Raw genomic sequence first — 25514 nt, 5'->3', positions numbered from 1 at the left:
GGTCAGTTCCTCTCGATCCGCGCGGCGAAGCAGCCGTGCGCGGCATTATGCGCGTCGATATAGGCGATGGCATCGCCCGCCAACAGGTCGCGGATCGCCGCGTCGGCCTCGCCCGGTCCCGCGAGCCGCGCGTCCTGCAGCATGCCGCCAGCGTCGAAGGCGCGGAGCGCAAGCGGACGGCCTTCGAATACCGGCGGCGTGGTATCGACGTAAGTCGCCGCTTCGACGCCGGGCCGCACATAGATGGCATAAGCGCTGCGGTACGGCGTCGCGACATCGTGGCTGACATGGTGGAGCAGGATCAGCCCCTCGCCAGCGCGCGCATCCTGCAGGCTGATGCGGCACGGGAAGCCGCGGTCGGCGCCCGCGGTGACGCGGCGGGCGCCGTGCACCGCCAGTTCGGCATCGTCCATCGCGAAATAGGGCACGAAGGGATCGGGGCTGAGCCCGGTGATCTGATAGGTCATGGGGGTCCTTTCACTGCGTTGAAACCCCTATGCCCGCGTGCCGCGAAGCCTGCGTCCCGATGCTTGCGTTCAAACATCGCAGCGGGCGTCGGATGAGTGGAGGGGGTAGTTTTGGGGCGGATTTCTGCCGCCGTTGCCCCCTCCTCCGTCATCCCGGACTTGACCCGGGACCCGCCTTTTCTTCAAGATCAGGCAGGCCCCGGGTCAAGCCGGGGGTGACGGTTGTGGAACAGGCGAACATCGCCTTTCCAACAAAACCCACCATTTTCGCCCATGGACCGTATTGCTGTATTATAGCATTGACACACTGACATCGATCCACCACTCTCCCTGCCGAAACAGGGGAGTCTGCAGCATGGCGACCATCGACGCATCCTTCGCATCCACCAAACCGGCGCGCGGCGCCGACTGGCTCGGCCGCGCCGCGACCTTCTGCTACCTGACGATCGCGGCGGGACAGATGCTGTTCGTTGCCTTCATCCTGCTCTTCTATTATCCGGCGACGCTGTCCGGCGATTTCGCGGCCTGGAACAGCAAGCCGCTGATCATGGGGTTCGTCGCGGGCGACACCGCGGGCAACCTCTTCTTCGCGGTCCATGTGCTGATGGCGGCGCTGATCACCTTTGGCGGGCTGGTCCAGCTGGTGCCCGCGATCCGCAGCCGCTGGCCGGTCCTTCATCGCTGGAACGGGCGCCTCTATCTGGTGAGCGCGCTGACGCTCGCGCTCGGCGGGCTGTGGATGACATGGGGGCGCGGCACCTGGCTGACGCTGACCGGCGGCATCGGCATCACGCTCGACGCGCTGCTCATCCTCGGCTTTGCCGCGATGGCATGGCGCAGCGCCCGCGCCCGCCGCTTCGTCGACCATCGGCGCTGGGCGATCCGGCTGTTCGTCGTCGCGAGCGCGGTGTGGTTCATGCGTGTCGGCTATATGGTGTGGGGCATCGCGACCGGCGGCGCGGGGATCGGCAAGGCGATGGACGGCCCGTTCGACATCTTCCTCGCCTTCGCCAATTCGCTGCTGCCGCTCGCCGTCGCCGAACTCTATCTGCGTGCCGGGGCGCATGGGACAATGGCCGCGAAAAAGGGCGTTGCCGCGCTGCTGACCGTGAGCGGCGTCATCATCCTTGCCGGCAGCGCCGGCGCGTGGATGGTGATGTGGGGGCCATATATCTAGCCCCGCTTGCCTTCCCGCCCCACCCGATTAGGTTGCGCGGCATGACCCGCCTCTTTGCGCTGCTGCTCGCCCTTCTGTCCCTCACCCTGCCCGCGCGCGCCGACGACATCAGCGCCACGTCGCGGAGCGTCGTGCGCGTCGTCACCGTCGCGATGGTCGACGGCGAGGTCGTCGGCTTCGGCCATGGCAGCGGCATCGCCATCTCTCCCACCCGCATCGTCACCAACGCGCATGTCGTCGAATCGGCGGCGCGCTACCCCGATAATGTCGCCCTGGGCGTCGTCCCGTCGGAAGGACAAAAAAGCTATGCGGCGAAGCTGATCGCGATCGACACCAAGCGCGACCTCGCGCTGATCGAGATCACCGAGGGGCGCGTCCCCGCCGCCGCCATCTATTCGGGACCGTTCGAATCGGGCGCCGATGTGGTTGCCTTGGGATATCCGGGCAATGTCGACGCGGCGACGGCGCAGGGCGCCGGCGATTATATCACCCCGCGCACCCCGGTGCGCAGCGAGGGCAATCTGTCGAACACCCAGGGCGTCGACGGGGTCGCGATGCTCGTCCACACCGCCAAGATCGCGCGCGGCAATTCGGGCGGGCCGCTGCTCGACCAGTGCGGCCGCATCGTCGGCATCAACAATGCAATGACGCGCGCCGACGACGGCGATTCGCCTTTTTCCTTCGCGATCGCCAACCGCGAACTGACGCGATTCCTGACCGACGCGAGCCAGAGCTTCGGCAGCATCGGCACCCCGTGCCTGTCGCTCGCCGAGGCCGATGCGCGCGACCGCGCCGCGCTCGATGCCGACGCGCGCGCCAAGGCCGAGGCGAATGCGGCGAAGGACGAGGCGGCAGCGCTCGACCGCCAGCTGCGCGAAACGCGCGCCGACGAGGAGGCCCAGGCATCGCGCGAGAATCGCATGGCGCTCGCCGGCGTGCTGTTCGTGATCGGCGCGCTGTCGGCGGGGGCGGCGCTGATGTTCCACGGCCAGAAGAATGTCCGCAACGCCAAGATGGCCGGCGCTGCGGGCGGGGTGCTGGTGCTCGCCGCCGCGATCCTGTTCGCGACGCGCCCCGACGCGCATGGCGAGCTGCCGTCCGATCCGAAGGCGGCCGACGGCGCGGCTGCCCCCGCCGCGCTCGCCGAGGGCAATCTACTCTGCACGATCCGCCCCGACCGCAGCCGCATCACCATGTCCGAAACCCCCGACGTTCCCGTCGCGATCGGCACCTCGGGCTGCGTCAACGGCCGCACCCAATATGCGCAGGGCAGCGACGGCCGCTGGCAGCGCATCCTGGTCCCCAATGAGGAGCCGACGGTAACGATCGCGTCGATCGACGGCGCCGGGACCGACTATCGCGTCGACCGCTATTTTCTTGATGCCGAGACGATGGCGAAGGCCCGCGAGGTGCGTGCGGGGGTCGAGATCAAGGGCTGCAGCGTCGCGCCCGACCAGCTCGCGGCGCTCGCCACGCAGCAGGATGCGATCCGTTCGGTGCTGCCCGCGAGCCCGAACGAGCGACTGGTCTATTCGTGCCAGAAGCTGGCGAAGGGCGCAGTGGTCAACCCGGCGCCTTGAGCCGCCAGCCAGCGCCGGGGTCGATCCACAGATATTGGCTCATCAACTCGCCAGCGAACTCGCCATCGACGGTGCCGACCTCCTGCTGCATCGGGTCGTCGGCGCGAGCATATTCATAAGCGCAGGTCTTGCGCTTCCACAGGGTCGCGACGAGCGCATCGCGATACAGGAGGATGAGCCGTTTGTCGTTCACCGGCGCATGCGGCGCCCGGCTGCTAACGATGCGGAAGCCCGCCATATAAGCGTCGTCGACCACGCCGCAGAGCGCATCGCCCTCGCGGGTCAGCCGGAAGCGCGCCTCGGCCGCGAGCGTCGGCGCATTGGCGAGCGCGGTCAGTTGCCGCACCGCGACGCCACCGTCGGCGCGCGTGTCGAACCAAGTCATCAAGCGGCAGGTCCGCGCGGCCGGATCGGGATCGTGGCACTGAATCTTTCCGGCGCGCGCCGGGGCGAGCGGATCGGCAACCGGCTTCCACGCCGGATCGAGCCCGAAATCGGCACCCGCGAGCAGCATCAAGGCAAAAGCGAACGCCATCGTCACCTCCCGAAAGGGCGATCATCGCGCGAACTGGTAACGATCGGGTTAGCCGCGGGTCAGCGCAGCGTATCGACCCAGCCGGTCAGGATCGCCTGGGCCGGTGCGCCATAGGCAAGCTCGTGCCCCGCGCCGGCAACGAGCGCGACGGTCGCATCGGGCCGCGCCGCGCGCAGCCGGGCAAGGTTGTCGGGCTTGACCAAAGTGTCGGCGTCGCCGTGCATCAGAAAGACCGGCGCCTTCACGCGCGGCAGCTTCGCGGCATTGTCGAAGCGGTCGCGCACCAGCCAGCCGGGGATGAAGGCGAACTGGCTGCGCACCACGGCGGGCAGGTCCGAAAATCCCGATACGAGCATCAGCGCCGCGACATCGTGGCGCAGCGCCATCTCGGTCGCCGGCCCCGACCCGATCGAATTGCCGACGACGACGATGTCGCGCGGCGCCACGCCCGCATCGACGAGCCAGCGCATCGCCGCCTCGCCGTCGCGATACAGCCCATCCTCGCCCGGCGACCCCGGATTGCCGCCATAGCCGCGATATTCAGCGAGCAGCAGTCCCGCCCCCTTCGTCGCCGGCCCGCGCATCGCCTGAATCGCGCCGGACAGATTGTCGCCATTGCCGTGGAAAAAGAGGATCGTGCGCTGCCCCGGCGCGGCGGGACGATAAAAAGCCGACAGGCGCAGGCCATCGTCGGTTCGCGTGTGGACGAGGCGAAAGCCCGCAGGCGCCGCCTGTGGATAGTGGGCGGGCGCGGGAAAGAGCAGCCGACGCTGCTGCGTATAAAGGATCGCCGTCGCCGCGAGCGCGAAGACGAGAAAAAAGAGCAGCAGGTTGATCGCGAGCTTCACCCCGACGCGCTGTCCAGCGCCAGCGCGGTGCGGATTCGCGCCGCAGCCTCGCCCGGTGCGACCACGCCGGTGTCGATCACGATCGCGGGCGCGGGCAGCGGCGGATAATCGAACGCACCCGCCGCCTCGAGTTCGCGCAGCAGCGCCAGCGACGACAATTTGCCGCACGCCTGCCGCGCCGGCGCCTCGACGCGCGCCGCGATCACCTCGAGCGCGCAGTCGAGCGCGACGAAATCGACCTGCCCGCCCGCGGCCTCGACCAGCGCGACCGCCCGCTGCGGCAAATCAGGCGCGACGCTCGCCTCGGGGTGGAAGGTGAAGATCAGCGAGCGATCCTCGGCCGCAGCCGCGGCGAAGACGTCGAGCCACATCCGCTCGCGCAGTTCGACGAATCCGGGGCTGCCGAACGGAAACACCGCGAGCAGCGCATCGACGACGAGGTGGTTGTGGAACAGCGGCAGTCCGGTCAGCGCGGCAAGTTCACGCGCCACGGTCAGCTTGCCGCTCGCCGCGGGGCCGTGGAGGAAGACGAGCCTCACCCCCCGCACGCCTTGAACAGCATCAGCGTGCGTTCGCGCGCCTGCTCGCTGCTCGGCTCGTGATAATCCTTGCGGCGGTCGCTGTTGAAGCCGTGGTTGGCGTCATAGACGAAGATCTGCGCGGTCGGATGGTCCTTCGCGATCAGCGCCTCGACCCCTTCCATCGGAATGCCCGCGTCGAAGCGGCCGAAATGGGCGATGGTGGCGCAAGCGGGCGCCTGGTCGGCGAACTGGGTCGGGACGAGGCTGCCGTAATAGGCCGATGCGGCGGCGAGGTCGGGGCTGATCTGCGCCATCCGCCAGGCGACCGAGCCGCCGTAGCAATAGCCGGTGATGAAGACCGGTCCTTTTCCCTTCAGCCCATCGATGCAGGTTTGCGCATCCTTCAGGCTTTGTTCGAAGGGGTGGAGTTCGCGTGCCAACTGCACCGCGCGTTCGAACTGCGCGCCCGAATAGTCGCTCTCGAACCCCGGATGCTCGCGGTCGAAGATTGCGGGCGCCAGCACCTCATACCCGTCGGCGGCATATTCGTCGCACAGTTCGCGGATATGGTCGGTGACCCCGAAGATTTCCTGGATGAGGACCAGCCCGCCGCGCCGCTCGCCTTCGGGCGAGGCGTGATAGACTGCGATCTTGGCGCCATCGTCCATCGTCATCCGGATCATCTCGCCCATGGACTCACTCCTCTTCCGTTCGTGCCGCGCTTGTCACAAGCCTGCTCTGTTGGCGGTGCTTTTGAAGAAAGATCGGCTCTTCGACAAGCTTGCGACCGGAGGGGCGGCGAGAGGGTCGCAATGAGTCCAACCCCCGCCTTGCATTGCAGCAAAATCGTTGCTAGGCGCGCCGCGACTTCGCTGCGGGGGTATTCTTCGAATATCCGCCAAAAGCCGCGCGACCCATCCCCCCACGGGATAGCAACAAAGGACTTTCACGCGTGGAGAATTCCGGCGGCATTCAGGGCAACATCACGGCGGGCCTCGCGGGCCGTTATGCGGTCGCTTTGTTCGATCTGGCCCGCGAATCGAACGCGATCGACGCGGTCGCGGGCAGCCTCGCGACGCTGCGCGCGGGCCTTGCCGAATCGGCCGACCTGTCGGACCTGATCGCCAGCCCGGTCGTCGGCCGCACCGATGCCGCCAATGCGATATCGGCGGTGGCCAAGGCGATGAAGCTCGATTCGCTGACGACAAAATTCCTCGGCGTGCTCGCCGACAATCGCCGTCTCGCCGATCTGCCCAAGATGATCGACGCCTATGACGCGATCGTCGCCGACCATCGCGGCGAAGTGACCGCCAAGGTCACCAGCGCGCATCCGCTTTCCGCCGGTCAGCTCAAAGAGCTGACCGCGAACCTCAAAACCCGTGTCGGCCGCGATGTCGCCGTCGTCACGACCGTCGATCCCGCCATCCTTGGCGGCCTCGTCGTCCAGCTGGGCAGCCAGCTGATCGACGGCAGCATCCGTACCCGTCTCAATAGCTTCGCACAGGCGATGAAAGGCTAAACAATGGAAATCCGCGCCGCTGAAATCAGCAAGGTCATCAAGGACCAGATCGCCAATTTCGGCACCGATGCCACGGTCAGCGAAATCGGTCAGGTTCTGTCGGTCGGCGACGGCATCGCCCGCGTCCACGGCCTCGACAACGTCCAGGCCGGTGAAATGGTCGAATTCGCCAACGGCGTGCAGGGCATGGCGCTCAACCTCGAAGCCGACAACGTCGGCATCGTGATCTTCGGCTCGGACGCCGAGATCAAGGAAGGCGACACCGTCAAGCGCACCGGCACGATCGTCGACGTTCCCGTCGGCAAGGGCCTGCTCGGCCGCGTCGTCGATGGCCTCGGCAACCCGATCGACGGCAAGGGCCCGATCAAGGCCGAGAAGCGCATGCGCGTCGAAGTCAAGGCGCCGGGCATCATCCCGCGCACCTCGGTTCACGAACCCGTGCAGACCGGCCTCAAGGCGCTCGACGCCCTCGTCCCCGTCGGCCGCGGCCAGCGCGAACTGATCATCGGCGACCGTCAGACCGGCAAGACCGCCGTCGCGATCGATACCTTCATCAACCAGAAGGAAGCCAACGCGGGCGATGACGAGAGCAAGAAGCTCTATTGCATCTATGTCGCGATCGGCCAGAAGCGCTCGACCGTCGCGCAGATCGTCCGCCAGCTCGAAGAAAATGGCGCGATGGAATATTCGATCGTCGTCGCCGCGACCGCCTCGGAACCCGCTCCGCTGCAGTTCCTCGCGCCGTACACCGGCTGCACGATGGGCGAATATTTCCGCGACAACGGCATGCATGCCGTGATCGTGTATGACGATCTGTCGAAGCAGGCCGTCGCTTACCGTCAGATGTCGCTGCTGCTGCGCCGTCCGCCGGGCCGCGAAGCTTACCCCGGCGACGTCTTCTACCTGCACAGCCGCCTGCTCGAGCGTTCTGCAAAGATGAACGCCGACAATGGTTCGGGCTCGCTCACCGCGCTGCCGATCATCGAAACGCAGGCGGGCGACGTTTCGGCGTACATCCCGACCAACGTGATTTCGATCACCGACGGCCAGATCTTCCTCGAAACCAACCTGTTCAACGCCGGTATCCGCCCGGCGATCAACGTCGGCCTGTCGGTGAGCCGCGTCGGCTCGGCCGCGCAGACCAAGGCGATGAAGAAGGTGTCGGGCTCGATCAAGCTCGAGCTGGCGCAATATCGCGAAATGGAAGCCTTCGCGCAGTTCGGGTCTGACCTCGACGCGTCGACGCAGAAGCTGCTCAACCGCGGCGCGCGCCTGACGCAGCTTTTGAAGCAGCCGCAGTTCCAGCCGATGCCGTTCGAAGAGCAGACCGCGTCGATCTTCGCCGGCACCAACGGCTATCTCGACAACGTCGCGACCACCGACGTCTCGCGTTACGAAGCGGCGATGATCGCCTATCTGCGCAGCGACCATGCCGGCGTGCTCAAGACGATCCGCGACACCAAGGACCTTGGCGACGACGCCAAGAAGGGTCTGGTTGCCGCGCTCGAAGCGTTCGCCAAGATTTTCGCTTAAAAGGTTTCCGTCCTCCCGGCTTTGGCCGGGGTGACGAAATATAGGGGCCTTCATGGCAAACCTGAAAGAACTCAAAGGGCGGATCAACTCGGTCAAATCGACCCAGAAGATCACCAAGGCCAAGAAAATGGTCGCGGCGGCCAAGCTGCGCAAGGCGCAGGCGGCCGCCGAAGCCGCGCGTCCCTATGCGACGCGCCTCGAAGGCGTCGTCGCCAGCCTGGCGTCGAAGGTTGGCGTGTCGGACAGCGCGCCCAAACTTCTCTCCGGCACGGGCAAGAGCGACACCCACCTGCTCGTCGTGCTCAACAGCGACCGCGGCCTCGCCGGCGCGTTCAACTCGAACATCGTCAAGGCGGCGCGCGACAAGGCACTAGACCTGCAGGCACAGGGCAAGAAGGTCTTCTTCTACCTGATCGGCCGCAAGGGCCGTCCGGTGCTTAACCGCCTGTTCCCCGGCCAGGTCATCGAGAATTACGAAACCACCGGCATCCGCGACATCGGCTTCGATCAGGCGCACGAGATTTCGGCGAAGGTGATGGAACTTTATGAAGCCGGCGCGTTCGATGTCGCGCATGTCTTCTATTCGAAGTTCCGCTCGGCCCTGCTTCAGGAAGCGACCGGCCAGCAGCTGATCCCCGTTCCCGCCCCGGTCGACGTTCCGGCATCGAGCGGCGCGGCGGTCGAATATGAGCCCGACGAGGAAGCGATCCTCGCCGACCTGCTGCCGCGCAACATCACGATCCAGATCTTCAAGGGTCTGCTTGAAAACGCTGCGTCCGAACAGGGCGCGTCGATGACCGCGATGGACAATGCGACGCGCAACGCGGGCGACCTGATCAACAAGCTGACGATCATCTACAACCGCACGCGTCAGGCGGCGATCACCACCGAACTTATTGAAATCATCGCGGGCGCCGAAGCGCTCTAATCGATCAACCCAAGGAAGAAGACCATGGCTACCGCACCCGCTGAAAAGAAGGCTCCCGCCAAAAAGGCCGCCGCGCCCAAGGCTGCTGCGCCGAAGAAGGCGGCCGCTCCCAAGGCCGCGAGCACCGGAACCGCGACGGGCCGCATCGCCCAGGTCATCGGCGCCGTCGTCGACGTCCAGTTCACCGGCACCCTGCCCGCGATTCTGAACGCGCTCGAAACCGAGAACAACGGCAACCGCCTCGTCCTCGAAGTCGCGCAGCACCTCGGCGAAAACACCGTCCGCACCATCGCGATGGACGCAACCGACGGCCTGACCCGCGGCCAGCCCGTGACCGACACCGGCGCGCAGATCACCGTTCCCGTCGGCCCGCAGACGCTCGGCCGCATCCTCAACGTCATTGGCGAGCCGATCGACGAACGCGGTCCGGTCAACGCCGCGAGCCGCGCGCCGATCCACGCCAAGGCTCCGGAGTTCGTCGACCAGTCGACCGAAAGCAGCATCCTCGTCACCGGCATCAAGGTCATCGACCTGATCGCGCCTTATGCAAAGGGCGGCAAGATCGGCCTGTTCGGCGGCGCGGGCGTCGGCAAGACCGTGCTCATCCAGGAACTGATCAACAACATCGCCAAGGGCCATGGTGGTACGTCGGTGTTCGCGGGCGTCGGTGAACGCACGCGCGAAGGCAACGATCTGTACCACGAATTCCTCGACGCCGGCGTTATCGCCAAGGACGCCGACGGCAACCCGACCCCCGAAGGATCGAAGGTTGCGCTGGTGTTCGGCCAGATGAACGAACCCCCGGGCGCCCGCGCGCGCGTCGCGCTCTCGGGCCTGACGATCGCCGAATATTTCCGCGACCAGGAAGGCCAAGACGTGCTGTTCTTCGTCGACAACATCTTCCGCTTTACCCAGGCGGGTTCGGAAGTGTCGGCGCTGCTCGGCCGTATTCCGTCGGCCGTGGGTTATCAGCCGACGCTGTCGACCGACATGGGCGCGCTGCAGGAACGCATCACCTCGACCAACAAGGGCTCGATCACCTCGGTGCAGGCCATCTACGTTCCCGCGGATGACTTGACCGACCCTGCCCCGGCAACCTCGTTCGCTCACTTGGACGCGACGACGACGCTCAATCGCGCGATTTCGGAACTCGGCATCTATCCGGCGGTCGATCCGCTCGATTCGACCAGCCGCGTGCTGACCGCCGCGATCGTCGGCCAGGAGCATTACGAAACCGCTCGCCGCGTTCAGGAAACGCTGCAGAAGTACAAGTCGCTTCAGGACATCATCGCGATTCTCGGCATGGACGAGCTTTCGGAAGAAGATAAGCTGGTCGTCGCACGCGCGCGCAAGATCCAGCGCTTCCTGTCGCAGCCGTTCCACGTCGCCGAAGTCTTCACCAACATCCCCGGCAAGTTCGTGGCGATCGAAGACACGGTGAAGTCGTTCAAGGCGGTGGTCGATGGCGAATATGACCATCTGCCCGAAGCAGCCTTCTACATGGTCGGCGGCATCGACGAAGCGGTCGCCAAGGCCGCGAAGCTCGCCGAAGACGCGTAAGGAACCTATGCCCCTCCCCCAAGCGGGAGGGGTCTAAGGAAGTAAAATGGCTCTGAAGTTCGAACTCGTAACCCCCGCCCGCCTCGAGCGGACCGCCGATGTCTATATGGTCACCGTACCGGGCAGCGAAGGCGACTTTTCGGTGCTCGAAGGCCATGCCCCCTTCATGGCGACGCTGCGCAACGGCCCGCTGACCATCTACACGACACAGGGCGCTGCGCCCGAGACGATCGAGGTCGAAGGCGGCTTTGCCGAGGTCAATGAAGCCGGGCTGACCGTCCTCGCCGAGCACGTCACCGCCGGCTGACCCGCCGCAGACATTTTCGGAATGATCGACGCCCGCATCCCCCCGGATGCGGGCGTCGTTGCGTCAGGGGTAGCCCATGCCTTCCCGGCATTAGGAGAATGTCAAAGTTTCCGATCTATTCACCGTGTCGATTGGGGGTTCGCACGCTTCGGCCGCGACACACCGCATGGACATGATTCGGAAGCAGGACAGAGCAATGAGTGCATTCGGACGCCGACCCGGTACCGCAGGACGCCCCGCCTTTGGCGTGGCGAAGCCGATGCAGGGCGGGCCCGGTTCCTCGGGCGGCGGCCAGTTTCCCGCGCTCGACGCCGTTCCCCTGCCCGAATCGGCCCCGTCTTCGCTCAGCCCCGAAATGGAGGCGATGGACCGGCTGAACCAGCGATCGAGCGCCGAGGCGATGGAGCCGGAAAAGGCGCAGGGTTTCGAAGCGAGCGTCCACAAGATCAAGGAACAGGTGCTGCCGCGCCTGCTCGAACGCGTCGATCCCGAGGCCGCGGCGACGTTGTCGAAGGACGAGCTGACCGAGGAATTCCGTCCGATCATCCTCGAGGTGCTCGCCGAACTGCGGATCACGCTCAACCGCCGCGAACAGTTCGCGCTTGAAAAGGTTCTCGTCGACGAATTGCTCGGTTTCGGGCCGCTCGAGGAATTGCTGTCCGACCCCGACATTTCGGACATCATGGTCAACGGCCCGTACCAGACCTACATCGAAAAAAAGGGGCAACTGATGATCGCCCCGATCCAGTTTCGCGACGAACAGCATCTGTTCCAGATCGCGCAGCGCATCTGCAACATGGTCGGCCGCCGCGTCGACCAGACCACGCCGCTCGCCGACGCCCGCCTGAAGGACGGCAGCCGCGTCAACGTGATCGTCCCCCCGCTCAGTCTGCGCGGCACCGCGATCTCGATTCGTAAATTCTCGGCCAAGCCAATCACGCTCGACATGCTGTGCCAGTGGGGCGCGATGAGCCAGAAGATGTGCACCGCGCTGAAGATCGCCGGCGCCAGCCGCTTCAACATCGTCATCTCGGGCGGCACGGGTTCGGGCAAGACGACGATGCTCAACGCCTTGTCCAAGATGATCGACCCCGGCGAGCGCGTGCTGACCATCGAGGATGCCGCAGAACTTCGCCTGCAACAGCCGCATTGGCTGCCGCTCGAAACGCGTCCCGCCAACCTCGAGGGCAATGGCGCGATCCATATGGGCGACCTCGTCAAGAACGCGCTGCGTATGCGCCCCGACCGCATCATCATGGGTGAGGTCCGCGGCGCCGAATGTTTCGACCTTCTCGCCGCGATGAACACCGGTCACGACGGGTCGATGTGTACGCTGCACAGCAACAGCCCGCGCGAGTGCCTGGGCCGTATGGAGAACATGGTGCTGATGGGCGACGTGAAGATTCCGAAGGAAGCGATTTCCAAGCAGATCGCCGATTCGGTCGACATGGTGATCCAGATCAAGCGCCTGCGCGACGGGTCGCGCCGCGTCACCAACGTCACCGAGGTGATCGGCATGGAAGGCGACGTCATCGTCACCCAGGAATTGTTCAAGTTCGAATATCTCGACGAGGACAAGGACGGCAAGATCATCGGCGAATATCGCGCGATGGGCCTGCGCCCCTACACGCTGGAAAAGGCGCGCCAGTATGGCTTCGACCAGCCCTATCTGGAAGCCTGCCTCTAGGGCAGTTCGCGGAGCTGTTTCCCGGCGAGTGCGGGAAACACCTTGCCGACCTTGCCGATCAGATAGTCGCCATAGCTGCCGCCCGCCGCATGGACATCGGCGCCGTCCCAGCGCGGCAACAGCCGCGTTGTCGCGGGAACCGGCAGCGGGTCGACCGAAGCTGCGAAATCGGGGTCGTAGAAAAGCGGCCACGACAGCCGTTCCCGCCCCGATGCGTTTATCACCCGATGCGGCGCGGACCGAAAGCGCCCACGCGTCAGCCGTTCGAACATATCGCCGATATTAACGACAAGGGCATGGCCGCGCGGCGGCACTGCGATCCACGCCCCGTCCGCCGCGCGCACCTCCAGTCCACCATGCGCGTCCTGCCCGAGCAGGGTCAGCAAGCCGTAATCGCTATGTTCGCCGACGCCCAGAGCGTCAGCTTCGCCGCCCGGCGGATAGTGAAAGATACGGAAGAGCAAGGTCGGTCGGCGCGTCAGTTCGTTTGCGAAATGATCGGCGGAAAGCCCCAGCGCGAGCGCCATGCCGCGCATCAGCGCCTCGGCCGCGGCGACCGATGCCGCCAGATACTCTTCCACCGCAGGGCGCAATTCGGGTAGGCGTGTCGGCCACAGATTGGCGCCGTGCAGCGGCCAGCCAGCCGCAACGCGCGGATCGCCTTCGCCGAGTTCCTCGCCCAGATACAGTCCCTCCTTGCGGTCGGGCCGTCCCGAGGTCAGTTCGCCGCCGAGCGGGAACCAGCCGCGCCATGCGGTGCCGCCATGCGCCATCGCGATTTCGGCCTTCTCAGCCTCGGACAGCGCGAAAAAACGGTGGCTTACGGCCTCCAGCCGGTCGAACAGCGCATCGGAGATGCCATGGCCCTCGGCATAGAAAAAACCATAGTCGGCGCTCGCCGCGCCGATCGCGGCGGCGGTGCGTTCGACCGCGGCGGCATCGTCCATCGCGAGCAGCGGGGCGATGTCGATCGCGGGCAGCGCGGTCATCGCTGGATCAGCCAGAAGGCAAAGGCGAACAGCGCGACGCACGCCGATACGAGCGCGATGCCGCGCCAGGGCATGAAGCCGACCTTGTCGACGTCGCGGCGGTTGTTGCGCCGCCACCCCGCGAATTCGGCGACGCCGAACAGCAGCGCCGCGCCGATGCTCACCGACAGCATGGACACTTGCATCTGACGCCTTCCCTTCGCACTATGACCATCCCCCCCAACAGGGTCGGCAGAACCGGCCCGTCCCCGAGAGAGGTGTCCGATATGCGTGATTTCCGTGCCGTTGCAAGTGCAGCGCTGATCGTCGTGGCCGCGTGCAGCGCCCCCGCGCACAACGCCGCCGCGAGCGAAGCCGCGGCCAGGCCCGGCGATGCGATCGCGACCGCTGTCGCCGCGCCGACGCGCACCCCGGCCAATGTCGCGCGCGACCCCTATCGCCACCCGACCGAAACGCTCGCCTTCTTTGGCGTGAAGCCCGGCGATACGGTCGTCGAACTTTGGCCCGGCGGCGGCTGGTACACCGAAATCCTCGCGCCGCTGGCCAAGGCGGGTGGCGGCACCCTCTATGTCGCCGCGCCGTGGGAAAAGGGTCTCAACCGGGTCAAGGCGAAGCAGGAAAGCGATGCGGGCACCTATGGCGCGGTCAAGCTCGCCGAATTCCCGAATGGCGGCACCAATCCCAAGGTCGCCGACGGCAGCGCCGATGTCGTGCTGACCTTTCGCAACGTCCACAACTGGCGCTTCGACGGCGCCGATAACACGGCGAACGCGTTCAAGCAGATTTTCGCGATGCTGAAGCCCGGCGGCGTGCTCGGCGTCGAAGAACATCGCCTGCCCGAAGCGATGGATTCGGCGCTCGAGGAAAAAAGCGGCTATATGAAGCGCTCGTCGGTCATCGCCTTTGCCGAGGCGGCGGGGTTCAAGCTTGTCGGCGAAAGCGACATCAACGCCAATCCCAAGGATACGCATGACTATCCCGGCGGGGTGTGGACGCTGCCCCCCAGCTTGCGCGAGGGCGACAAGGACCGGGAAAAATATCTGGCGATCGGCGAATCGGACCGCATGACGCTGAAATTCGTGAAGCCCGCAAGCTGAAGCCGATCGAGACCATAGACCCTGCGCTGCTGCTCAGCGCCTATGCGCAGGGACTCTTTCCGATGGCCGACGGGGCGGACGACCCGTCGGTCCATTGGGTCGAGCCGCGGCTGCGCGCGATCCTGCCGCTCGACGGCTTCCGCCTCTCGCGTAGCCTGAAGAAGACGATCACAGGCGAACGTTTCCACGTCACCACCGATCGCGCCTTCGCCGACATAGTCGCGCTATGCGCCCAGCCCGCCGACGACCGGCCGACGACGTGGATCAACCCGGTGATCAAGGCGAGTTACGACCGGCTGTTCCGCCTCGGCCATGCGCACAGCGTCGAATGCTGGCAAATGGGCGAACTGGTCGGCGGCCTGTACGGCGTCACGCTGGGCCGCGCCTTTTTCGGCGAATCGATGGTCAGCCGCGTCCGCGACGCGTCGAAGGTCGCGCTCGCGCATCTCGTCGCACGGCTTCGCGCCGGCGGCTGGCAATTGCTCGACTGCCAGTTCATCACCCCGCATCTCGAATCGCTCGGCGCGATCGAAATCCCGCAGCGCGACTATCTGGCGCGGCTCTATTCGGTGTTGGCGGGCGGGGCGGGCACCGACGGCGGCGCGGCCTTGGCGGCGGGCGCCGGGGCTGCCGCTTCCGGCGTACCCTCGCCGCCGTTCGTCGCGGGGGACTGGGGCGCGCTCGACGCCTTGGGGGCGGCCTTGGCCGAGGGACGCGCGACGGGTTCGCCGCCGGGATATGTCATCGCACAGCTTTTGACGAACACGTCGTAGATCGGGTGCTGGATGATGTTGCGGTCGGGCCGCTCGCGGAAAATCCAGCCCGAGAAGACGCGATACCATTTGTCGTCGCGCTGATCCTGCACCGTCAGCTGGACGAAAGCCCCGGTTTCGGGCGGATCTTCCCACGGTGCGGTCTGTTCGCACGCGCGCAGCCGCACGATCGCGCGGCCGACGCGCGCCGATTCGCCGGGCTTCATCTCGAGATCGCGGACGAGGCCGTTGCGCTTGTTGAGCAGGCCGACCACCGCGACGCGGCTCGCCATCGGGGTCGCGCCCTCGATCCCGCCGACTTCGGCCGGCACGCGTTCGGACTTGGCGATCGTCGGGACGGTGGCGCTGCCCCCGGCCTTGGACGGCTTGCCGTCGCAGGCGGTCAGCGCGGTCGCGGCCAGAAGCGCGATCAGCGCGGTCGGAAGCTGGCGCGCCATCGCGTCGGTCACTCGGCGCCGGGGCGCCAGGCCTCATAATCGCCGGTCGCGGCAGCGCGCTTGCCGCCGCGTTCGAGCGCACCCGCCGGGCGATAGGCGGTGCCGGTACCGGTCAGGTTCGGCGTCGCTTGCTGTTCCCAAGCGCGCGGCGCTGGCAGCATGTCGGCGGGCAGGTCGTCGAACGTGCCGTGCAGCCAGCCATGCCATTCGGGCGGCACCCGGCTCGCGTCATTCGAACCATTATAGAGGACCCAGCGGCGGTCGCCCTTGCGCGCGCGGAAATAGCGGTTGCCAAGGCCGTCCTCGCCGACCTGTTCGCCGGTTTTCCAGCTGTTCAGCAGCGTGCCGACGGTCGCGCCGTCCCACCAGGTGAAAATCTTGCCTAACATGCCCATGGCCGCGCGTTTACAGGCAAGCAGCGCCGTTTCGCAAGCGCCAATGGCGACAAGCGCGCCGGATCATTTGTCATTCCAGGTAACAACGGCGCTCTCGTCGATACCCAGCTTCGCCGCCGTGCCGCCCGCGAGTTCGAGCACCGCGCTCACCTCGCCGCCGCTGACCACCGGCTCGAGATTTTCGGGGATGGTGTTTTCGGCGATGCGGTCGATGCTGCCGTCGGCGCGGATGAAGACCATATCGAGCGGAATCAGCGTGTTCTTCATCCAGAAGCTCGCGAAGCGCGGCTTTTCGAACGGAAACAGCATGCCGCCGTTTTCGGGCAGGCTGGTACGGAACATCAGCCCCTTCGCCTGTTCCTCCGGAGTGCGCGCGACCTCGACGGTGAAGACATGCGTCTTGTCGGGGGCCTTGATCGTGAGCGGGATCGAGCCGGCCTGCGCGCTGTCCGATTCGCCGCCGCAGCCCGTTACCGGCAGGGCCATGACAAGAGCAACAGCGGTCATCCACGCACGCATCGGCCTATCCTTTCGCCGTCCCGGTAAGCGTCCGCTCCTAATCGAGCCCCGCTTCGTCGTCCAGCGCGGCCTCGTCGCCCGGCGCGGTAGCGAGGATACGCCGCGCGAGCGCCAGCGAATGGCCGGCGCGGGCAAAGGCCGCGACGTGCCGCTCGCGTAACCCCGGGTCGGTGATCGCCTCCCGGGCATAGGGACCCAAGCGGCGGCGGCGCGCGAAACCGAGCGCCGACGACAGCGCCGCGCCCTCGGCGGCAGCGACCGCCGCGACCGAATCCGTGGAATCGATGCCGTCGACCCACAATTGCGCCTTCACCCGCCGCACTCCCAGCCCGCGCCGCGTCATCGCGCCCGCGCGCATGCCGGCATATTGCTTGTCGTCGACGAAGCCGAGCCGGTCCATTTTCGCGACCGCCGCCGCGCAGGCGGCGGGTCCGTCGATGGCGTCGGCCCAGTCTGATTCGCGTATCTTTCTCGATAGATAGCGCGCCAATTTTGCGCGGCTGGTGGCGAATCGCGCGACATAGGCGAGCGCCAGCTCGTCGAGCCGCGTCGCGTCGAGGGGTCTCTTCGCCCGGTCGGAGGAAGCGCGGCGGTTGGCCATATGCCATGTTTATGCCACAGTCGGGCCTGATTGAGAACGACCAGCGCCGCCATATCGGGCATCAAAGCCTGAAAATAGGCGATTTGTTCCAACGATAAAGGGATCGCGCAGCACGTATGACACAGAAAGATGACATGCTTGTTGCCGCGCGCCCCGCTTCGCGGGATGCCGGAGCTTCTATGACCGACACCATCACCGATTCGGCGGACGCGCTCGTGCCGACGCCGACCGAATGTTTCCAGCCGCGCCGTTTTTCGGACTTCGCCACGATCGGCGAAGCGCTCGACTATGCCGCGACCGGCACCCGCGGCCTCAATTTCCACGATCCGCGTGGGCGTCTGGTGCGCCCCTATCCGTACAGCGAACTGAAGCATGATTCGCTTCAGACCGCGTATCGCCTGATCGCCGCGGGCGTGAAGCCCGGCGATCGCGTCGCGCTGATCGCCGAGACCGGTGCCGAATTCGCCGCGCTGTTCTTCGGCACCATCTATGCCGGCGCCTGGCCGGTGCCGCTGCCGCTGCCGACCAGCTTCGGCGGGCGCGACAGCTATGTCGGCCAGCTCGTCGTTCAGTTGACCAGCTGCGACCCGACGATGCTCTTCTTCCCACCCGAGATCGCCGCGATGGCGGTCGAGGCCGCCGAGAAGCAGGGCGTCGCACCGATGGACTGGAGCGAATTCGCCGCCCGTCCCGCGCCGCAGACCACCCTGCCCGCGCAGAACAGCAACGAGACCTGCTACCTCCAATATAGCAGCGGCTCGACGCGCTTCCCGCATGGCGTCGCGGTCACCCACGCCGCTTTGCTCAACAATCTCGCCGCGCATTCGCACGGCATGGAAGTGCGCGACAGCGACCGCTGCGTCTCGTGGCTGCCCTGGTATCACGACATGGGCCTCGTCGGCTGCCTGCTTTCGCCGGTCGCCAACCAGGTGTCGGTCGATTATCTGAAGACCGAGGATTTCGCACGCCGGCCGCTCGCCTGGCTCGACCTGATCAGCCGCAATAGCGGCACGACTTTGAGCTATTCGCCGACCTTCGGCTATGACATCTGCGCGCGCCGCGTGTCGAGCCAGACGCATGTCGCCGACCGTTTCGACCTGTCGCGCTGGCGCGTTGCGGGCAATGGTGCCGACATGATCCGCCCCGACGTGATGCAGAGCTTCGTCGATGCCTTTGCCGACGCCGGATTCAAGGCGAGCGCTTTCCTGCCGAGCTATGGTCTCGCAGAAGCGACGCTCGCGGTCAGCATCATGCCGCCGGGCGAGGGCATCGTCGTCGAACTGGTCGAGGAGACCGAGCTGTCGGGCGCCGCCAACGACGCCGGCCGCCCGACCCGTTACCGTGCGATCGTCAATTGCGGCCGCGCCGCACGCGACATGGTGATCGAGGTCCGTGACGAGGCGGGCAACAGCCTGCCCGACCAGACCGTCGGCAAGGTGTGGTGCAGCGGCCCGTCGCTGATGACCGGTTATTATCGCGACCCCGAAGCGACCGCCGCCTGCCTTGTCGATGGCTGGCTCGACACCGGCGATATGGGATATTTATCCCATGGTTACATATACATCGTTGGCCGTGCCAAGGACATGATCATCATCAACGGCAAGAATCACTGGCCGCAGGATATCGAATGGGCGGTCGAGCAATTGCCCGGCTTCAAATCGGGTGACATCGCCGCTTTCGCGATCACCGCGCCGGGCGGCGAGGAAACCCCCGCCGTGCTCGTCCAGTGCCGCACCAGCGACGACGCCGAGCGCGCGCTGCTGCGCGAGACGATCCGCGACCGCGTCCGCGCGATCACCGGGATGAACTGCCTGATCGAGCTGATCCCGCCGCGCACGCTGCCGCGTACCAGTTCGGGCAAACTCAGCCGGTCGAAGGCGCGGGCGCAATATCTGGCCGGGGAAATCCAGCCCTTCGCGATCGCCGCCTGATTTTCGTCCCTGACGGGGACCAAAAAAGCGATCAGCCGTTCGCGCATGGTTACGTTCGGGTAACCCGCTTTCGCTAGAACGGTCCCGTGACCAGGGTGGCGAATGATCCGATTCCGACCGACGATATTCCTGCGCGTGCGCTGCTCGGGCTGAACCGGCGCGACGAGGATATCGGCGATTTGCGGCGCCTGCAGCTCGCGCCGTTGCGCGGCCAGGGAAAATTGCGCCTCGTCATGGGGCTCGGCATGACGATCGTCGCCGTATTGACGATGGTGAGCGCGGTCCCAATGGCGGTCGTCGGCGGCTGGGCGATCGCGACGATCCTGTTCAGCCTCTGGTCCTGGCAGGTCGTCTCCCGCCTGCCGCTGGGCGAAATCCACCACACGGGCGCCGCCGAGTTCAACCTTTGCAACCGGCACGCCATCTATTCGGCCGTCGTCTGGTCGGCGCCCTTCTGGCTCCAGGGCCTCCACCCCTCGCTCGATCACCTGCTGTCGATGTGGACCGTAGCGCTGCTGATGATGCTGACGCTGGCGATCGTCGCGCACACGCTGCCGATGGCATGCCTGCTCTTCATCATGCCGGTCAGCCTGTCGGCGGCCGGGGCGCTGGTCTTCGCCGGCGCGCCCGCGCACGCAGGGGTCGCGATCGCCGCCGGCGCGATGCTCACGGGCTTCTGCATTCGGTTCGGGCAAAGCCACATCCGCTTTCGCCGAGCCGAAGCGGTACTGCACGAAAAAACCGAGACGGTCAGCCTGCTGCTGCGCGAATTCGAGGAAACCTCCGCCGACTGGCTGTGGCAGACCGACAACAGTCGCCGCCTCGTCCATGTCTCGCCGCGCCTCGCCTTCGCGATCGGAGCGCCCGCCGACCAGCTCGAAGGCCTGCCGCTGCTGCAGGCGCTGTCGGGCGATGCGTGGGAGACCGGGAACTTCCCCAAGAGCCTGCACGACATGGCCGAGCGGATGAAGCGGCGCGAGAGTTTTTCGAACCTGATCGTCCCCGTCACCATCGACGGCGCGCCGCGCTGGTGGGAATTGTCGGCGTCACCGCGCCTCGACGAAGCGGGCAAGTTCCTGGGCTTTCGCGGGGTCGGATCGGACGTCACCGAACAGCGCGCCTCGGCCGAACAGATCGCCAAGATGGCGCGCTTCGACAACCTCACCGGCTTGCCGAACCGGCTCAGCCTCAACGAGGATCTCGAGCGCGCGCTGAACCATGCGATCGATGCCAAGACGCGCTGCGCGATGCTGATGCTCGACCTCGACCGCTTCAAAGCGGTCAACGATACGCTCGGCCACCCCGTCGGCGACAAATTGCTGGCGCAGGTCGCGGCGCGGCTGAAGGGTATGATGGACCGCGGCATGACCTGCGGCCGGCTGGGCGGCGACGAATTCGCCATCATCCTCCACCATGTGCCGACCGCGAGCGATGCCGAAGCACTGGGCCAGCGCATCATCGCGGCGCTCAGCCGCCCCTATGTGGTCGACAATCACCAGTTGTTCGTCGGTGCCAGCATCGGCTTCGCGGTCGGGCCGCAGGACGGCGCTACGGTCGAGACGCTGACCCGCAACGCCGACCTGGCGCTCTACAAGTCCAAGGACAAGGGCGGCAACGTCGTCGCCGCCTATGTCGCCTCGCTCCACGCCCAGGCCGAGGAACGGCGCGTGATGGAACAGGAATTGCGCGGCGCGCTCGAACGGCGCGAGTTCGAACTTTATTACCAGCCGGTCGTCACCGCCGAGGACGGAATGCTGAACGGCTTCGAAGCGCTGATTCGCTGGAACAACCAGAAGCTCGGCAATGTTTCGCCCGGCCGCTTCATTCCGCTCGCCGAGGACAGCCGCCTGATCTCACCGATCGGCGAATGGGTGCTGCGTACCGCGTGTCACGAAGCGATGCGCTGGCCGTCGAACCTCAAGGTTGCGGTCAACGTGTCGGCCGAACAGCTGACCGACCCCGCCTTCGCTTCGGTCGTCGTCTCGGCACTCGCGCAAAGTGGCCTGCCACCGCAACGGCTCGAGATCGAGGTCACCGAAAGCGTGTTCCTGCGCGACGGCGGCGGCGCCGCGCAATTGCTCGACCAGCTGATCGGACTCGGCATCCGCCTCAGCCTCGACGATTTCGGTACCGGCTATTCGTCGCTCGGCTATCTGCGCAAGACCCAATTTTCAACGATCAAAGTCGATCGCAGCTTCGTCGTTGGCGCCGCCAAGGGCATCACCGAATCGATCGCGATCATCCGCGCCGTCGTCGCGCTCGCCGACAGCCTCGGCATGTCGACGACGGCGGAGGGTGCGGAGACTGAACTAGAGGTTGAAACGATTCGCGCGCTCGGCTGCCGCAACATCCAGGGCTATTATTACGGCCGCCCGATGCCGGCGACCGATGTCCTGACGCTGTTCCGTCCGGCCGCCAGCCAGGCCAGCGCCGCCGCCTGACGCGGCGAGCCGAGCGAGTCCGGCGACGAATCGAACGGCCTTTCAAAAGGTTCCCCGGTTCACCCCGCGTCCGATGCAGTTCGTCGCGCGGCGGGTGGTTTGCGGCAAAAGCCGTGGCAGAGACGCTCCAACGCTTGAACACAAGCCAAACGGGGGTCGCTTTCCATGTCAGCCAGCCGCTTTTCAGCAGCCATTGTCGCATGCCTGATGATGCTTGCCGCCGCCCTGACCAGCACCCCCGCCGCCGCCGCCAACTACCTCCAGTGCGTTCCGTTCGCCCGCGCCGAATCGGGCGTCGATATCCGCGGCAACGCCGGCACCTGGTGGGCGCAGGCTGCGGGCCAGTATGACCGCGGCGACGAACCGCGCGAAGGCGCGGTCATGGCGTTCGCCGGCACGCGCGGCATGCCGATCGGCCATGTCGCCGTCGTGAAGAAGATCGTCGGCGACCGCGAAATCCTGATCGACCATGCCAATTGGTCGCCGATCAACGGCCGCCGCGGCCAGATCGAACGCAACGTGCGCGTCGTCGACGTGAGCAGCGCCGGCGACTGGAGCATGGTCCGCGTGTGGTACGCCCCGATCGGCGACCTCGGCCTGCGCGCCAACCCGGTGCAGGGCTTCATCTATCCCGGCCGGGGCGCCGCGCCGCGCAAGGCGCCGAGCTTCGACGCTCCGGTGTGGGCCAGCAACGACTGGACCCCGGGCAACGGCCTCGCAATGGTCGCCGCGTCGCTCGGCCAGTAAAGCCCCGCCACCGCTACAAACGAAAAAGCCCCGGCTCGCGCCGGGGCTTTTTCGTTTGTAGCAGGCGCCCAGGTGGCCGGCGCGGCGCGTCTCAGTCCTCGGACGGGGCGTCGTCCGCCTTGTCGGCGACGACATCCTCGAACCAGGCTTCGACCTCGCCAGACAGCTTGATCGTCATCGGCTGGCCGAAACGGTCCTTCGACTTGCCCGCGGCGACGCGGATCCAGCCTTCGGAGATCGAATATTCCTCGACGTCGGTGCGCTCCTTGCCCTTGAAGCGGATGCCGATGCCGCGTTGCAGCACCTCCATGTCGAAATGGGGCGAGCGCGGGTTGGTCGACATATGGTCGGGCGGCGTATCGGTCATAAAGCAATTCCCATAAAAAGATGGCGCGGCCCTAGCGGGGCCGCGCCATCATCGTCAATCGGGAAGGCGTTTCGGCGCCGCGTCAGAAGTCGCCCTTCAGCGTCACGAAGAACTGCTGCGGCGCTCCCGCGAGCAGGGTCTGGCTGTCGCCGCGGTTGGCGAAGCCGTTGGTGCCGATCGTCGAGACATAAGCCTTGTCGAACAGGTTGGTGGCATTGGCCTGGATCGTCAGCCCGCCGAGCATCCCGTCGGTGAAGCGATAGCCGATGCTGGCGTCGACGATCACGAACCCGCCCACAGCGGCGTCATTCTCGAACGAATAATAGCGCTTCGACGTATAGTTGGCGCCGACCCGGGCGAAGATATTGCCATTGTCCCACGTGATCTCGCCCTTGGCGAGATGGCGGGGCGAATTGACCACCGTCTTGCCCGCGGTCGCCGCGATCACGACATTCGCGGCGTTGACGACATCGTCCTGATATTCGGAGTCATTATAGGCGTAGGAACCGAAGAGCGAGAGGTCGGGGGTGACCCGGAAGGTCCCCGCCGCCTCGATGCCCCATGACCGCACGTCGCCGACATTCTGCAGGATCGCAGGATTGCCCTGGATGCCCGAACCGTTGGCGAAAGCGATGATGCGATCCTTGAAGTCGACATAATAGCCCGCGACGACGCCCTGAAAGACGGGCGACTTGGTGCGGAAGCCGAGTTCATAGGTGGTCGAGGTTTCGGGTTTCAGGTCGAGCGCGTCGAAGCCCGCCTGCGTCGTCGCGAAAGGCCCGCCCGTCGCCGAGCTTTCGAAGGCGCGCATATTCTGCGTGTAGCTCGCGAACAGCTCGTTATCGTCGTTCAGGCGGAACAGCACACCCGCCTGCGGCAGGAACCAGTCCTTCGCCACCGTGCGCCCCGAGGCTAGCCCGCCGCTCACCACCGGGCTAGCCTCGTTGGTGACCTTGAGTCCCTTCCAGCCCGCATTGATCTGGACCTGCCCGAGGTCGAGGGTGTCCTGGACGTGATATTGCAGCGTTTCGGTCTTGAAATCGAATTCCCACTGGGTCGCGAGCGGATCCTTGGGGAATTTCAGGCTGCCGCGGCTCGGCGCCCCGGTGGTGTTGGCGAGGCCATAGAAGCGCCGCGCCTGGTTGAAATCATTGTCCTCGTACCACAGGCCGAGATCGAGCGTATTGGCACCGATCTTGAACTCGCTCGACGCGACGACACCATAGCGCTCGATCGCATATTCGGTGGTACGGATCGTCATCGGCGCGCCGCCCGGCGTGGTCACATAGGGGGTGAACCACAGGCCGCGGCCGCGATTGCTGTGATAATAGCCGGTCGCCTTCAGCGTCCAGTTGTCGGTGACCGGCACGTCGCCGCCGATCCCCGCGAGCCAGTCCTTGCGCAGCCCCGATGCGTCATAATAGGCATCGTCGACGGTCAGGATCGGCGCCGGGAACGTCTCGCCGGCGCCCGGATAGGGCGCGGTATAGGTCGCACCCAGCGGCAGGCTGCCGTTGGCGACGCCGGCGTTGAACGCCGCGCGCGTGACCTGGTTCTGATAGACTTGCGCGACGCGGACCGCGAGGTCCCAGTCCTTGGCATAATTGTCCCAGTCATAGCCGAGACGGCCGATCATTTCGGCGCTGAGGTCCTGATAGTCGTTTTCGGCGCGGTCCGAATAATTGACGAAGCCGAACAGTTTGCCGTCGCCGACCGGCTGGACGATGCGTGCATTGACCTGATGCTGGCGCTGGACGCCGTCGCCCTTCCACTTGTCGGCATCCTGCCAGGCATAGCTGACCGCGAGCATCGGGCCGCCGGACATGATTTCGCCGCTGTCGAGGCGGACGAAGCCGCGCTTGGTATTTTCGCTGCCATAGGTGCCCGAAAATTCGACCCCCATGTCGGCCTTGGGATCGCGCGAGAAAAATTCGATCGTGCCCCCGAGGTTGCTCGAAGAAGCGGCGGCGAGCGCGCCCGCACCCTGCGCGACCTCGACCCGGCCGACATTCTCGCTGATCAGCGCACGGCTGATATGCAGACCGTTATGGTTGCCATAGCTCATGTCGCCGAGCGGAATGCCGTCGAGCGTGAAGCCGAGCTGGTTCTGGCTGAAACCGCGGATCGAGATGCGCGACGACCATTCATAGGCGCCGAAGGCATCGGCCGACTGGAAATTCACGCCCGGCAGCTTGTCGATCGCCTTCAGCGGACTGATCCCCGCGACGTCGAGCGCGATGTCCGCGGCACCCAGTTCCTGCACCTGGCGCGCCTGGCCGGTGCCGAGTACGACGATCTCTTCGGCCGCACCGGCATCGACGGCAGCGCCGTCCGCCGCGTCGGCGGCATAGGCCGGCGTCGCCGCGAGCATGGCGATCAGCGCGGCGCCCGCGCGCAAGCGGCGGCTCATAATCTGGTTCATCGATAGTCCCCTCTGCCCGCGCCGAAATGGCGCCGGGATGCGCCGCGGCTTTAGGGAGGCGATATTGCGGCGCAGCGGCACAGGCATGACCCGGCGATGACAAGATGACGACGAGGACTGTCATCTTCGCACC

The 25514-nt window shown here is 66.0% G+C and carries 25 protein-coding genes and 1 pseudogene; 13 read left to right on the top strand and 13 right to left on the bottom strand.

Annotated features, from left to right (window positions below; all coding sequences use genetic code 11):
• Positions 1 to 2 precede the first annotated feature (2 nt).
• Positions 3 to 467, bottom strand: a complete 465-nt coding sequence (locus AC07U1_RS07760; RefSeq protein WP_492737451.1) for a DUF1203 domain-containing protein — start codon at positions 465 to 467, stop codon at positions 3 to 5.
• Between the two features lie 355 nt (positions 468 to 822).
• Here AC07U1_RS07760 and AC07U1_RS07755 point away from each other — a divergent pair, with 355 nt between their 5' ends.
• Entirely contained in the window at positions 823 to 1644 is an 822-nt protein-coding gene (locus AC07U1_RS07755) for a DUF2306 domain-containing protein (protein WP_492737453.1), read from the top strand.
• A 41-nt stretch (positions 1645 to 1685) separates the two neighbouring features.
• Positions 1686 to 3224, top strand: coding sequence for a S1C family serine protease (locus AC07U1_RS07750; RefSeq protein WP_495176918.1), 1539 nt, complete (start codon positions 1686 to 1688; stop codon positions 3222 to 3224).
• Here AC07U1_RS07750 and AC07U1_RS07745 read toward each other — a convergent pair.
• Genes AC07U1_RS07745 through AC07U1_RS07730 form a run of 4 tightly spaced genes read right to left on the bottom strand, consistent with a single transcriptional unit; the run spans position 3208 to position 5820 of the window.
• Positions 3208 to 3759 (bottom strand): hypothetical protein, encoded by a 552-nt coding sequence (locus AC07U1_RS07745; RefSeq protein WP_156377601.1) that lies wholly within the window; start codon positions 3757 to 3759, stop codon positions 3208 to 3210. The two genes, AC07U1_RS07750 and AC07U1_RS07745, sit on opposite strands and share 17 nt — an antisense overlap.
• Positions 3760 to 3818: 59 nt before the next feature.
• A complete protein-coding gene (locus tag AC07U1_RS07740; RefSeq protein ID WP_495176919.1) occupies positions 3819 to 4607 on the bottom strand; it encodes an alpha/beta hydrolase in 789 nt (262 codons plus the stop codon).
• Positions 4604 to 5146, bottom strand: coding sequence for a P-loop nucleotide/nucleoside kinase family protein (locus AC07U1_RS07735; protein ID WP_495176920.1), 543 nt, complete (start codon positions 5144 to 5146; stop codon positions 4604 to 4606). The genes AC07U1_RS07740 and AC07U1_RS07735 overlap by 4 nt, the downstream gene beginning before the upstream one ends.
• Positions 5143 to 5820, bottom strand: a complete 678-nt coding sequence (locus AC07U1_RS07730) for a dienelactone hydrolase family protein (protein ID WP_495176921.1) — start codon at positions 5818 to 5820, stop codon at positions 5143 to 5145. Before AC07U1_RS07730 ends, AC07U1_RS07735 begins: the two co-directional genes overlap by 4 nt.
• A 260-nt stretch (positions 5821 to 6080) precedes the next feature.
• On the opposite strand from AC07U1_RS07730, the gene AC07U1_RS07725 reads away from it, so the two are divergent.
• The 6 genes from AC07U1_RS07725 to AC07U1_RS07700 all read left to right on the top strand — a co-directional run bounded on the left by AC07U1_RS07725 (position 6081) and on the right by AC07U1_RS07700 (position 12662).
• Positions 6081 to 6647 carry a F0F1 ATP synthase subunit delta gene (locus AC07U1_RS07725; protein ID WP_495176922.1) on the top strand — a complete coding sequence of 189 codons (567 nt, stop codon included), beginning with the start codon at positions 6081 to 6083 and terminating at the stop codon, positions 6645 to 6647.
• A gap of 3 nt (positions 6648 to 6650) precedes the next feature.
• Positions 6651 to 8180 (top strand): F0F1 ATP synthase subunit alpha, encoded by a 1530-nt coding sequence (atpA, locus tag AC07U1_RS07720; RefSeq protein ID WP_056345276.1) that lies wholly within the window; start codon positions 6651 to 6653, stop codon positions 8178 to 8180.
• A gap of 52 nt (positions 8181 to 8232) precedes the next feature.
• Positions 8233 to 9108, top strand: a complete 876-nt coding sequence (locus AC07U1_RS07715) for a F0F1 ATP synthase subunit gamma (protein ID WP_495176923.1) — start codon at positions 8233 to 8235, stop codon at positions 9106 to 9108.
• Positions 9109 to 9132: 24 nt separating this feature from the next.
• Complete coding sequence (gene atpD / locus AC07U1_RS07710) at positions 9133 to 10668, top strand: F0F1 ATP synthase subunit beta (protein ID WP_495176924.1); 1536 nt, start codon at positions 9133 to 9135, stop codon at positions 10666 to 10668.
• Positions 10669 to 10714: 46 nt separating this feature from the next.
• A complete protein-coding gene (locus AC07U1_RS07705; RefSeq protein ID WP_056345270.1) occupies positions 10715 to 10975 on the top strand; it encodes an ATP synthase F1 subunit epsilon in 261 nt (86 codons plus the stop codon).
• A gap of 196 nt (positions 10976 to 11171) precedes the next feature.
• Positions 11172 to 12662, top strand: a complete 1491-nt coding sequence (locus AC07U1_RS07700; RefSeq protein WP_056345267.1) for a TadA family conjugal transfer-associated ATPase — start codon at positions 11172 to 11174, stop codon at positions 12660 to 12662.
• Here AC07U1_RS07700 and AC07U1_RS07695 read toward each other — a convergent pair.
• Positions 12659 to 13651 carry an isopenicillin N synthase family dioxygenase gene (locus AC07U1_RS07695; protein ID WP_495176925.1) on the bottom strand — a complete coding sequence of 331 codons (993 nt, stop codon included), beginning with the start codon at positions 13649 to 13651 and terminating at the stop codon, positions 12659 to 12661. The two genes, AC07U1_RS07700 and AC07U1_RS07695, sit on opposite strands and share 4 nt — an antisense overlap.
• A complete protein-coding gene (locus AC07U1_RS07690; protein WP_056345261.1) occupies positions 13648 to 13836 on the bottom strand; it encodes a hypothetical protein in 189 nt (62 codons plus the stop codon). The genes AC07U1_RS07695 and AC07U1_RS07690 overlap by 4 nt, the downstream gene beginning before the upstream one ends.
• Positions 13837 to 13917: 81 nt before the next feature.
• Here AC07U1_RS07690 and AC07U1_RS07685 point away from each other — a divergent pair, with 81 nt between their 5' ends.
• Both AC07U1_RS07685 and aat read left to right on the top strand, forming a co-directional pair.
• On the top strand, positions 13918 to 14748 hold the full coding sequence (locus tag AC07U1_RS07685) for a class I SAM-dependent methyltransferase (protein WP_056345256.1): 831 nt from the start codon (positions 13918 to 13920) through the stop codon (positions 14746 to 14748).
• Between the two features lie 5 nt (positions 14749 to 14753).
• Positions 14754 to 15521 (top strand): leucyl/phenylalanyl-tRNA--protein transferase, encoded by a 768-nt coding sequence (gene aat, locus AC07U1_RS07680; RefSeq protein WP_187141311.1) that lies wholly within the window; start codon positions 14754 to 14756, stop codon positions 15519 to 15521.
• Positions 15522 to 15556: 35 nt separating this feature from the next.
• Here the strand turns inward: aat and AC07U1_RS07675 are convergent.
• The 4 genes and pseudogenes from AC07U1_RS07675 to AC07U1_RS07660 form a co-directional block, all read right to left on the bottom strand.
• Positions 15557 to 15727 (bottom strand): annotated as a pseudogene (locus AC07U1_RS07675) (DUF2155 domain-containing protein); the annotation flags it as partial.
• Between the two features lie 239 nt (positions 15728 to 15966).
• A complete protein-coding gene (locus AC07U1_RS07670; protein ID WP_056345252.1) occupies positions 15967 to 16353 on the bottom strand; it encodes an NADH:ubiquinone oxidoreductase subunit NDUFA12 in 387 nt (128 codons plus the stop codon).
• A gap of 63 nt (positions 16354 to 16416) precedes the next feature.
• Entirely contained in the window at positions 16417 to 16872 is a 456-nt protein-coding gene (locus tag AC07U1_RS07665) for a DUF192 domain-containing protein (protein WP_492737475.1), read from the bottom strand.
• Between the two features lie 37 nt (positions 16873 to 16909).
• Positions 16910 to 17473, bottom strand: coding sequence for a RecX family transcriptional regulator (locus AC07U1_RS07660; RefSeq protein WP_495176926.1), 564 nt, complete (start codon positions 17471 to 17473; stop codon positions 16910 to 16912).
• Between the two features lie 179 nt (positions 17474 to 17652).
• On the opposite strand from AC07U1_RS07660, the gene AC07U1_RS07655 reads away from it, so the two are divergent.
• The 3 genes from AC07U1_RS07655 (at position 17653) to AC07U1_RS07645 (ending at position 22592) form a co-directional block, all read left to right on the top strand.
• A complete protein-coding gene (locus AC07U1_RS07655) occupies positions 17653 to 19404 on the top strand; it encodes a fatty acyl-AMP ligase (RefSeq protein ID WP_056345243.1) in 1752 nt (583 codons plus the stop codon).
• An 86-nt stretch (positions 19405 to 19490) separates the two neighbouring features.
• Positions 19491 to 21845, top strand: a complete 2355-nt coding sequence (locus AC07U1_RS07650) for a putative bifunctional diguanylate cyclase/phosphodiesterase (RefSeq protein WP_495176927.1) — start codon at positions 19491 to 19493, stop codon at positions 21843 to 21845.
• Between the two features lie 165 nt (positions 21846 to 22010).
• Positions 22011 to 22592 (top strand): CHAP domain-containing protein, encoded by a 582-nt coding sequence (locus tag AC07U1_RS07645; protein WP_492737483.1) that lies wholly within the window; start codon positions 22011 to 22013, stop codon positions 22590 to 22592.
• 91 nt (positions 22593 to 22683) lie between these two features.
• On the opposite strand, the gene AC07U1_RS07640 is transcribed toward AC07U1_RS07645, so the two are convergent.
• Together AC07U1_RS07640 and AC07U1_RS07635 are read right to left on the bottom strand one after the other, a co-directional pair.
• Positions 22684 to 22959, bottom strand: coding sequence for a DUF3297 family protein (locus tag AC07U1_RS07640; protein WP_187141274.1), 276 nt, complete (start codon positions 22957 to 22959; stop codon positions 22684 to 22686).
• An 82-nt stretch (positions 22960 to 23041) separates the two neighbouring features.
• Positions 23042 to 25381, bottom strand: a complete 2340-nt coding sequence (locus AC07U1_RS07635; protein ID WP_495176929.1) for a TonB-dependent receptor — start codon at positions 25379 to 25381, stop codon at positions 23042 to 23044.
• Between the last annotated feature and the right edge of the window lie 133 nt (positions 25382 to 25514).

It is taken from the genome of Sphingopyxis sp. GW821-FHT02C12 (assembly GCF_059421785.1).
Note: the sequence above shows the minus strand (reverse complement) of the source record. Positions and strands in the feature narration are given on the sequence as shown.